7 protein-coding genes are annotated in these 9,230 nt (G+C 40.3%); 6 read left to right on the top strand and 1 reads right to left on the bottom strand.

Features of this window, described 5'->3' with window-relative positions; all coding sequences use genetic code 11:
* Positions 1-25: 25 nt before the first annotated feature.
* Complete coding sequence (locus tag H5968_RS19980; RefSeq protein ID WP_187041357.1) at positions 26-832, bottom strand: hypothetical protein; 807 nt, start codon at positions 830-832, stop codon at positions 26-28.
* Between the two features lie 333 nt (positions 833-1,165).
* On the opposite strand from H5968_RS19980, the gene H5968_RS19975 reads away from it, so the two are divergent.
* The 6 genes from H5968_RS19975 to H5968_RS19950 all read left to right on the top strand — a co-directional run bounded on the left by H5968_RS19975 (position 1,166) and on the right by H5968_RS19950 (position 9,133).
* On the top strand, positions 1,166-1,564 hold the full coding sequence (locus tag H5968_RS19975) for a hypothetical protein (RefSeq protein ID WP_187041356.1): 399 nt from the start codon (positions 1,166-1,168) through the stop codon (positions 1,562-1,564).
* A 909-nt stretch (positions 1,565-2,473) separates the two neighbouring features.
* Complete coding sequence (locus H5968_RS19970; RefSeq protein ID WP_187041355.1) at positions 2,474-4,828, top strand: ribonuclease R family protein; 2,355 nt, start codon at positions 2,474-2,476, stop codon at positions 4,826-4,828.
* A 213-nt stretch (positions 4,829-5,041) separates the two neighbouring features.
* Entirely contained in the window at positions 5,042-5,662 is a 621-nt protein-coding gene (locus tag H5968_RS19965) for a flavin prenyltransferase UbiX (RefSeq protein ID WP_187041354.1), read from the top strand.
* A gap of 118 nt (positions 5,663-5,780) precedes the next feature.
* Positions 5,781-6,440 carry a LapA family protein gene (locus H5968_RS19960; RefSeq protein WP_187041353.1) on the top strand — a complete coding sequence of 220 codons (660 nt, stop codon included), beginning with the start codon at positions 5,781-5,783 and terminating at the stop codon, positions 6,438-6,440.
* 763 nt (positions 6,441-7,203) lie between these two features.
* Positions 7,204-7,458, top strand: a complete 255-nt coding sequence (locus H5968_RS19955; protein WP_187041352.1) for a DUF4212 domain-containing protein — start codon at positions 7,204-7,206, stop codon at positions 7,456-7,458.
* A 19-nt stretch (positions 7,459-7,477) separates the two neighbouring features.
* Positions 7,478-9,133 carry a sodium:solute symporter family protein gene (locus tag H5968_RS19950; RefSeq protein WP_187041351.1) on the top strand — a complete coding sequence of 552 codons (1,656 nt, stop codon included), beginning with the start codon at positions 7,478-7,480 and terminating at the stop codon, positions 9,131-9,133.
* Positions 9,134-9,230 lie beyond the last annotated feature (97 nt).

Here is a 9,230-nt window from a genome sequence, read left to right as displayed (position 1 = left end):
GTCCCCAGTCCCCAGTCCCCTCCTTTTAAAATCCAGCTATAGGATCAGGTTGAGCTTTGAGGTAGTTGAGAAAATCGAGTAACTCTTCCTCACTCAGTAAAGAACGCCCCAGTTTACTGTAGGTTTTCTTGAGATGTTCTCTTCCCTGTTCTTTAGTCCAGCCCAAGCGTTCTATTTGGACATCGGTTTGGGCAATGACATCAGATAAATTAACTGGTTCGCTTTTTCTCTTGGTTTTGCCTATCCCTAAGCGCAAACCAGTATCTTCAACAGAAGAATAACTACGTGGAGTAAATGGGGTGACATTACTAGGAGGAATTTCTGGTAAAGGTTGAAGTTCAGGTTCGGGATTAGATACTAGATTCAGGTTAGGCGCTGAAGTATCAATTTTTTCTTCTGTGGGAGTAGTTTCAGAAAAACTTTGATCTATTTGATCTAAAGTTTGATCTAAAGTTTGGTTGTAGGTATGGTTTTTATTGTTGTTGGCCAGTGACGATGGACTACTAACAACATCACCAGTGCTAGGGACAGATTCATGGAAAACTGTGGTAGTTTTTGGGGAAGGATTCACGGTTACAGGGGAAACAGGTTCTGGGGAAACAGAAACAGCAGCATTTTCCCTGGTTGTATTTGTGATTCCCAAAACCATCAGCGCCCGATTTCTAGCTTGGTCTTCTGCAGCTTCCACAGTGTCTGCCCCCGCCATAGCAGTGGCACGGGTGACACCTTCAATTTGTAGACTGACTCGGACGATATATTTACCTTGAAAAATCTCTACTAATTCAGAAATAATACTTCCGTTAGGATACAATCTCTGGAACTGAGCCAACATCATATTTCCACCTATCTCAATCTGTTTTACTTTATTTGTATTTTGTAGATTTGTTTGATTTTATATAGATATTTAGGGTTTGCTCAAAAAGTCTCTTCGTTAAGGCAGGGAATAGGGAATAGGCAAGAGTTTGGGTGATCTGTTAGTAACCAATTCTTTGAAATTTCACCCGGAAAATGCACGCTTTTAGGAGTATACCCCTGAAAAATCCTGCACTGATTTCCTGATTTTCCACCTGAAACCCTTGATTTATCAAGGTTTTGAGTTTATTCAGCAAGCCCTATTTAACTACTTGGTAATACGTCCTGATAGCGAAGCCATACGCCTGACTTCTTGAACTTCTGCCTCCTGCCTCCTGTCAGGGCAAAGCATTCGGGCGATAAATTATCAATTTTGATCACAGGTTATTTTCCTGTCAGGGCAAAGCATTCGGGCGAACAATTATCAATTTTGATCACAGGTTATTTTCCTGTCAGGGCAAAGCATTCGGGCGAACAATTATCAATTTTGATCACAGGTTATTTTCCTGTCAGGGCAAAGCATTCGGGCGAACAATTATTAATTTTGATCACAGGTTATTTTCCTGTCAGGGCGAAGCATTCGGGCGAACAATTATTAATTTTGATCACAGGTTATTTTCCTGTCAGGGCGAAGCATTCGGGCGAACAATTATTAATTTTGATCACAGGTTATTTTCCGAATGCTTCGCCCCTACGACTTTTTGCGCTATGATCATCAGTCAAGATTGTAGCAGCAGCTAATTTGTGCGTAATTCGCAGAAAATTTTAGTTACTGCTGACTGAATCAGGTGTCTTCCTTTCAATGCTATACTAATCACCCAACTAGATATCTAGAAGTATTTTCTGGAAGTGCGCTCTAAATCTACAATAATAAAGATAAGGTTCGCCCTCATTGCTTGTTCAGTTGCTTACCTGATTGTTACCGATTCTACAGAGGGGAAAATTAGGTTAATCGGCTGTGTCTCCTAGTTAAAACCCAGATTCTCATGGTAGTACCTGTTGAAATCTAGACAATCAAACATCTGTTACTTGCCTTTTGTATCAGCTAGTGGAAATTGAAGAGTTCTCTAAACCAAATCTCTCAAAATTCCATTGCGTAATTATCAGGTGGAAATCGAGTATCAGGAGTGCTGTGTAAGATTGGTTAGGTGAAGAAGGTTGAACCCAAGTGAATTCTGGTCGTGCAGTGAGAATTCCGAGCAGAGCCTCGCTCTGAAAGGAACTTGTGCTGCCTTGTCTTATCTACGAGAGACCACTCTAGGGTAATTCGTTGGCAACAAGTGTCTGTTGGCTGTGAGGAGATACAGAGCTAACAACTGAACTCAAAATTTTACCTAAATATACTTAAATTTGCTCAAATTTAAGTAAACAAGGTTTTGAAAAAGGTAAATTAGTTCATCTAAAATACTTTTTAGGCGATAACCAAGCCGGAAAATCCTAAAATTCTAAGGTAGGGCAAGCTTTGTCCAAACCAAAAGCCTGTGGATTAAGTAAGTGCCGTCACTCTTAAGTAAAGCAGGAAGCTAACTGCAAGTCTTTAGGTAGATTTGAGTAAGTTTAGTAAAGCGGAAGAACCAGATTAAACGAAAAATGATGTTTTGACCAAAGGTCGGTTCACTGCATGGAATTTTCAATCGCTACACTTCTTGCCAATTTTACTGATGATAAATTGGTAGCTCGTAAGGTTTTGGAAAAAAAACTGGGTTGTGAAGATGAAGATAGTTTGGAAAAACTTCACATTGCTTTGGAGGTGCTGGAAAAAATTGGACTGTTAGTCAAAGATCGGGGTAAGTATCGTCGTGTATCAGAAGAGGGGCTGATTGAAGCAAAACTCCGCTGTTCTAGTAAGGGGTTTTGTTTTGCAATTCAGGATGTGGAAGGCTCGGAGGATATTTATATCCGGGAAAGCCATCTCAGTAATGCCTGGAATGGCGATCGCGTTTTGGTGAGAGTTCTAAAAGAAGGTAGTCGTCGCCGTTCTCCTGAAGGTGAGGTAAAGTTGATTCTGGAGCGTTCTAATCACACTTTACTAGCACGGATTAAGCAAGTAGAAGGGGGTTTCCGTGCTGTACCTTTGGATGATCGTTTGCTGTTTGAATTGAAACTGCTCACCAATGGCATTAACTTAGAAGCAGCTATCGACCACTTAGCTCATGTGGAAGTCTTGCGTTATCCCTTAGCTCAATATCCACCCCTGGGGCGGGTGGTACAAATTCTGGGTAGCGATGCTGAAGCCGCTGCTGATATAGACTTGGTAACGTGCAAACACGATTTATCTCGGACTTTTACAGAAAATGTCTTGGATGCAGCCGCGAAATTACCTAAAAAGCTGCTGAAAGCAGATTTAAAAGATCGCGTAGATTTACGGGATTTGTTTACTCTGACGATAGAAGGGGTAAACGGTGACGATAGAGTAGTAGAAAATGCTTTTAGCTTAGAGAAAAACCCCAGTCAACCCTGGCGGTTAATTGTTCATATTACTGATTTATCTCACTTTATTCAGGCTGACGAGATATTAGATAGAGAAGCACTCAAGCGGGGCAGATCAGTGTATCTCGGAGATTTAATTTTGCCGATGTTACCTGATGCGGTAGGGGAACGTTGTTCATTGATACCGGACAGCGATCGCCTCGCACTCTCCTTTGTCATCACCATTGATCCCCAACTGGGAGAAGTGATTGAGTGGGAAATTCAACCGAGTGTGATTAATGTTGATATGGCTGTAAGCAAAGAGCAAGGGGAAGCAATACTCAATGGTGAATCAACAAAAGCATCTGTTGAAAGTACAGAGATATTACGTGATTTGGCAACTTTGGCGACAACAGTCAAACAAGCTCGCTTATCTCGCGGTAGCTTGCAGTTGAATCTACCACCTAGCCAAAATCCTTATCATGATGAAGGTAATATGGGGGCGGTAGTACCTCATGACTCACCAGTGCGATCGCTCATCACAGAGTTTGTACTGATGGTAAATGAACTAATGGCAGATCAACTCAGCGCCTTGGGAGTTCCTGCTATTTGGCGAGTTCAAGGTACACCTGATCCTGAAGATGTCCAGGAAATGCTGAAACTGGCAATTAATTTAGGTGTGGAATTAACACTTGATCCAGAATTGGAAATTCAACCCCTAGATTATCAGCAATTAACCAGTATTTTCGCTGAATCACCATCTGAGCAAGTTCTTACCTACCTGTTGCAAGATACTCTCAAACCTGCTATGTACAGCACCACCAAAGGATCTCACTTTGGTTTAGCACTGCCACAGTATCTTCACATCAGCTCACCCTTGCGGCGTTACCCAGATTTACTCATGCAAAGGGTATATCATGCCTTATTGGAATATGGGCGCGATCGCCGCAACACCCGTGTTAAAGAGCGTGTTAACCTGCGTCACTCTTCTTCTCATTTGGAAATTAACTGGAACGTTCTCCCACCAGAACTACAACAAGAACTACAAAGCGATTTAAATAGAGTCCTTGTCCAGATTAATGACCGAGAAAAAGAAGTTCAAGAAGCTGAAGCCGATTTAGCTGGACTACAAAAGGCCCAACTGATGAAACAGCGCATCGGTCAAGTTTTTCCCGGTGTAATTACAGGCGTTCAATCCTACGGTTTCTTTGTAGAAATCGAAGTCCCAGCTACAGAGTCAGAAATCGGCTCTCAACTGAGTACACCTTTGCGGGTAGAAGGATTAGTACACGTTAGTTCACTAAAAGATGATTGGTATGAATATCGGGCTAGACAACAAGCACTATTTGGGCGGAAAAATCGCGCTTCCTATAGATTAGGCGATCGCGTCTCCGTACAAGTCAAAAGTGTAGACTACTACCGTCAACAAATTGATTTAGTCACAGTTGGCGCTGATAGTATGGTCAAAGGTTCAGGAGTAAGTGTTGCTAATGAAGATGGCACAGATATTTACTTACCAAATCACATCAAATCTTTTGATTTAGATCCCTATAGTGAAGATGAATAAAGAGAAGTCAGAATTCAGCGGTCAGAATACCCCATGCCTGTTCGTCGTAGACGTGCCGTAGGCATAGTCAGGGGTAACACCTCGCAAAAATTTTTTCTTTTCTTCACGGATAAATCTGGGGGCTTTAAACCCCGATTCATCCACCAGTTGCACAGAATTCATTCTGACTCCTGACTCCTAAATTCTTCTTAGGTAAATTTTCTGGGTATTTTCGTGTCCAATAACAGTAAACCACTTATTTTAGGCGTATCAGGTGCATCCGGCCTGATTTACGCCATTCGCGCTCTTAAATTTCTTTTAGAAGCTGAGTATAAAATTGAACTGGTTGCATCTAAATCAACTTACATGGTTTGGCAAGCAGAGCAAAATATCCGAATGCCAGCAGATCCCCAAGCACAAGAGAAATTTTGGCGAACTCAAGCCGGAGTAACCCTATCTGGTCAACTACGCTGTCATCCTTGGAGTGATGTTGGTGCTGGTATTGCTAGTGGTTCGTTCAAAACTTTGGGGATGATCATTATCCCCTGTAGCATGAGTACAGTAGCTAAACTAGCAGTGGGTTTAAGTTCAGACTTACTAGAACGGGCAGCAGATGTACAGATCAAAGAAGGGCGTAAACTGGTGATTGTTCCCAGAGAAACGCCTTTTAGCCTGATTCACCTGCGGAACTTAACCACCTTAGCAGAAACAGGAGTGAGAGTTGTTCCCGCCATTCCCGCCTGGTATCACAACCCCCAAACAGTTGAAGATTTAGTTGATTTTGTCGTAGCCCGTGCTTTAGATCAACTAGATATTGATTGTATTCCCATTCAACGCTGGGAAGGTCATATTTAAGGGGACTGGGGACACTTCGACAAGCTCAGTGCATCGCTGGGGACTGGTGATTGGGGACTGGTGATTGGATAAAAATGACTAATGACTAATGACTAATGACTAATAACTAATAACAAAAATGGCTGGAATTCGTGTAATTTTGTTGGTAGTGGTGCTGGGGGGACTAACACTATTGTTAGTTCAAAATTTTTCTCCTGCCCTCCCCTTAGTATTTTTGGGGATGCGAACTCAACCATTACCACTGGCTTTATGGATTTTATTTAGCATTGCTGCTGGTGGTGTAACATCTTTTTTAATTACCACCTTGTTTAAATTTACTACTTATTTTACTGAAAAAGCATCTTCATCTAGGTCAACGAGAACAGCACCGCGTGTTAAGACAAATCCCAGGGAAGAAACTATACCACCTCCCAGTAGCCCACGCAGGCCAGTTACAGAAACCGATTACACTACCAGTAATGAATTTGATGATTGGGAAACAGATCCTAATCAAGCTGATGATTGGGATTTTGCAGAACCAGCCGAGACACCAAGCCCGAAACCCTACCCAAATCAGCAAGCTCGGAAAAATGTATCTCAGTCTGATTCTGTTTACTCCTACAGTTCTCAATCACCGAAAAATACTGGTGTAGGAAAAACCGAATCAATTTATGATGCTGATTACCGAGTAATTATCCCTCCTTATCAACCCCCAAATACTGATCAAAGTGATGATGATTGGGGTTTTTTTGAAGATGAAGAGGAAGACTTTGATGATAATAATGAACGTCCTCGCTAGTAAGTTTATGACACAGAAATTTGTGATTCGGTCTGCTTTAAGCTAAACTGCTTTCTTGATTCTCTTGACTCCTGTTTTATTTGACCCATCATTGCTGCTTCTTGCAAAGCCATAAAGGCAATAAAGGCTTTTGGGGATAATTATTTTTTAACTGCTATATAAAACCTAGACAAAACTAGACTTTACTTTCTACTTCAACGGGAGCATGGGAGCAGTTATCCCTCAGTAGACTTTCACGCCTTAGCCAGACGCGATTGTGTTCCAATTAAGTTTCTGAAAAAGACTACCACCATCATTGCTTGGTTTTCGCGTCGGCAATAGTCTCAATTCAATACTTGATATCACCGTATTATATATCAAGTAGTTGATTTTTTCCTAAAAATATATTGATTTTTGTCAATACAAGTATAGTTTTGTCTATGAAATTGTCAACTTAGGACTTGCTCTACGCTTCTGCGGAATGTAGGATGAAATAAAAATTTAGAAATAATTGTATTTTACTATAGGAATAATATTTGATTTTTGAAAAAAACTCCGTACACCTAAATTCTCTAAAACCCTTTTGCCTCTTGCCTGCCTACATAGATAATTTCAGATATCAAATCAGATTCCTATATGTACATAGTATGGTTAATCAACTTTGCGGAAGTTTATTTACAAAAGATAATTTACAAAAATTAAAAAAAATTAACATGAAAAATTGGATTCTGGTTAGATAATAACGGCTATTGAAATTATCTATGATTCAACCAGGATAACAACAATGGATGAAGAACAACGCCGTGCTTATTGGCGTGCTAACACTGCTTTAATCAGAAATCTGTTAATTATTTGGGCTTTAGCTTCCATAGTTTTCAGCATTTTATTAGTTCAACCATTAAACACAATCAAGTTTTTTGGTGTTCCTTTTGGTTTTTGGATGGCACAACAAGGATCAATTTTGATTTTTGTAGTTTTGATTTTTACCTACGCTTTCCAAATGGATAAATTAGACCGAAAATATAATATCAAAAAATAAAACAAAGCGAGGATAAACGGTGTCAGTTGAACTTTGGACGATTATTTTAGTAGGACTTTCTTTTGTTCTTTACATTTACATTGGTTGGCAGTCAAGAGTAGAAAATACCAAGGATTTTTTTGTAGCTGGACAGGGTATTCCTTCTATTGCTAATGGTGCAGCAACCGCAGCAGATTGGATGTCTGCGGCTTCGTTTATTTCGATGGCTGGATTAATTTCTTCCCTGGGTTATGATGGTTCAATTTATTTGATGGGTTGGACTGGTGGCTATGTTTTATTAGCTTTATTATTAGCCCCATATTTGCGGAAGTTTGGTAAATATACAGTACCAGATTTTGTAGGCGATCGCTATAAATCAAATCTCGCTCGTTTAGTTGCAGTTGTGGCGGCAATTTTCGTTTCTTTAACCTATGTTGCCGGACAAATGCGCGGGGTAGGAATTGTATTTAGTCGCTTTTTGCAAGTTGATATCAATACTGGTGTCATGATCGGTATTGTGATCGTTGGTTTTTTTGCAGTTTTGGGAGGAATGAAAGGTATTACTTGGACACAAGTTGCCCAATATTGCATTTTGATTTTAGCTTATTTAATTCCTGCCATTGCTATTGCAAATAAACTTACAGGAAATCCTTTTCCCCAATTAGCATTTACTTTTAGTGATGTTGCTAATAATTTAAATCAACTTCAGGTGGCTTTAGGTTTTAAGGAATATACCCAACCTTTTGCTAATAAAACCATGTTAGATGTCCTATTCATCGCCATTGCTTTGATGGTAGGAACTGCTGGGTTACCCCATATTATTGTCCGTTTTTACACTGTTCCTAATGTGCGGGCGGCGAGATTTTCCGCAGGTTGGGCTTTATTATTTATTGCGATTCTATACACCACTGCCCCCGCTTTATCCATGTTTGCCAGGTACAATTTGATCCAGACTTTTAATGATCAAAAAATTGAGGAAGTGAGAAAATTAGACTGGGTAAATAAGTGGGAAAAAACTAAACTGTTGACGTTTGAAGATAAAAACCAAGATGGAAAATTGCAGTTAACACCGAATAAAGCAACTAATGAAATTACCATTGACAATGATATTATTGTCCTTTCAACTCCTGAAGTTGCTAAACTTCCAGCTTGGGTTATAGCTTTAGTAGCTGCGGGTGGTTTAGCTGCTGCATTATCCACGGCTTCCGGTTTATTATTGGTGATTTCCAGTTCTGTCGCCCATGATCTTTATTATCGTATTTTTGATGAAACAGCTTCAGAAGAAAAACGGGTATTTGTGGGGCGAGTTGTTGTTGGTTTTTCCTTAATTTTAGCAGGATATTTTGGTGTTAACCCTCCCGGTTTTGTGTCTCAAGTAGTGGCGTTTGCTTTTGGTTTAGCTGCTGCTAGTTTTTTCCCGGTGATAGTGTTAGGAATTTTTGATAAACGGACAAATTCTCAAGGTGCGATCGCGGGAATGTTGAGTGGTTTAATTTTCACAATCATCTATATTATTGGGGTGAAATTTGCCGGAATGACACCTTGGTTTTTTGGCGTTTCTGCTGAAGGGATCGGCACTTTAGGAATGGTCATTAATTTTATTGTCACCTTGATAGTTTCCCGTTTTACTCCCCCACCTCCTGAAGATATTCAAGCTTTAGTGGAAGATTTACGCACTCCTAGTTTTGAAGAATAGTGATTGGTGACTGGGGATTAGGGACTGGTGATTGGGGACTGGGAATATTTATCTTTCTTCTAACTCCTGACTCCTTGATCTCCTGACTCCTATTCTT

This window comes from Sphaerospermopsis sp. LEGE 00249, from assembly GCF_014299995.1.
In the GTDB taxonomy this organism is placed as follows: Bacteria; Cyanobacteriota; Cyanobacteriia; order Cyanobacteriales; family Nostocaceae; genus Sphaerospermopsis; species Sphaerospermopsis kisseleviana.
This window is presented reverse-complemented; position numbering and strand designations above follow the sequence as displayed.

Bases quoted from the DNA above. Each gene is read 5' to 3' on its own strand.
- H5968_RS19980 (WP_187041357.1), bottom strand. From the start codon at position 832: ATGTTGGCTCAGTTCCAGAGATTGTATCCTAACGGAAGTATTATTTCT.
- H5968_RS19970 (WP_187041355.1), top strand. From the start codon at position 2,474: ATGGAATTTTCAATCGCTACACTTCTTGCCAATTTTACTGATGATAAA.
- H5968_RS19960 (WP_187041353.1), top strand. From the start codon at position 5,781: ATGGCTGGAATTCGTGTAATTTTGTTGGTAGTGGTGCTGGGGGGACTA.
- H5968_RS19955 (WP_187041352.1), top strand. From the start codon at position 7,204: ATGGATGAAGAACAACGCCGTGCTTATTGGCGTGCTAACACTGCTTTA.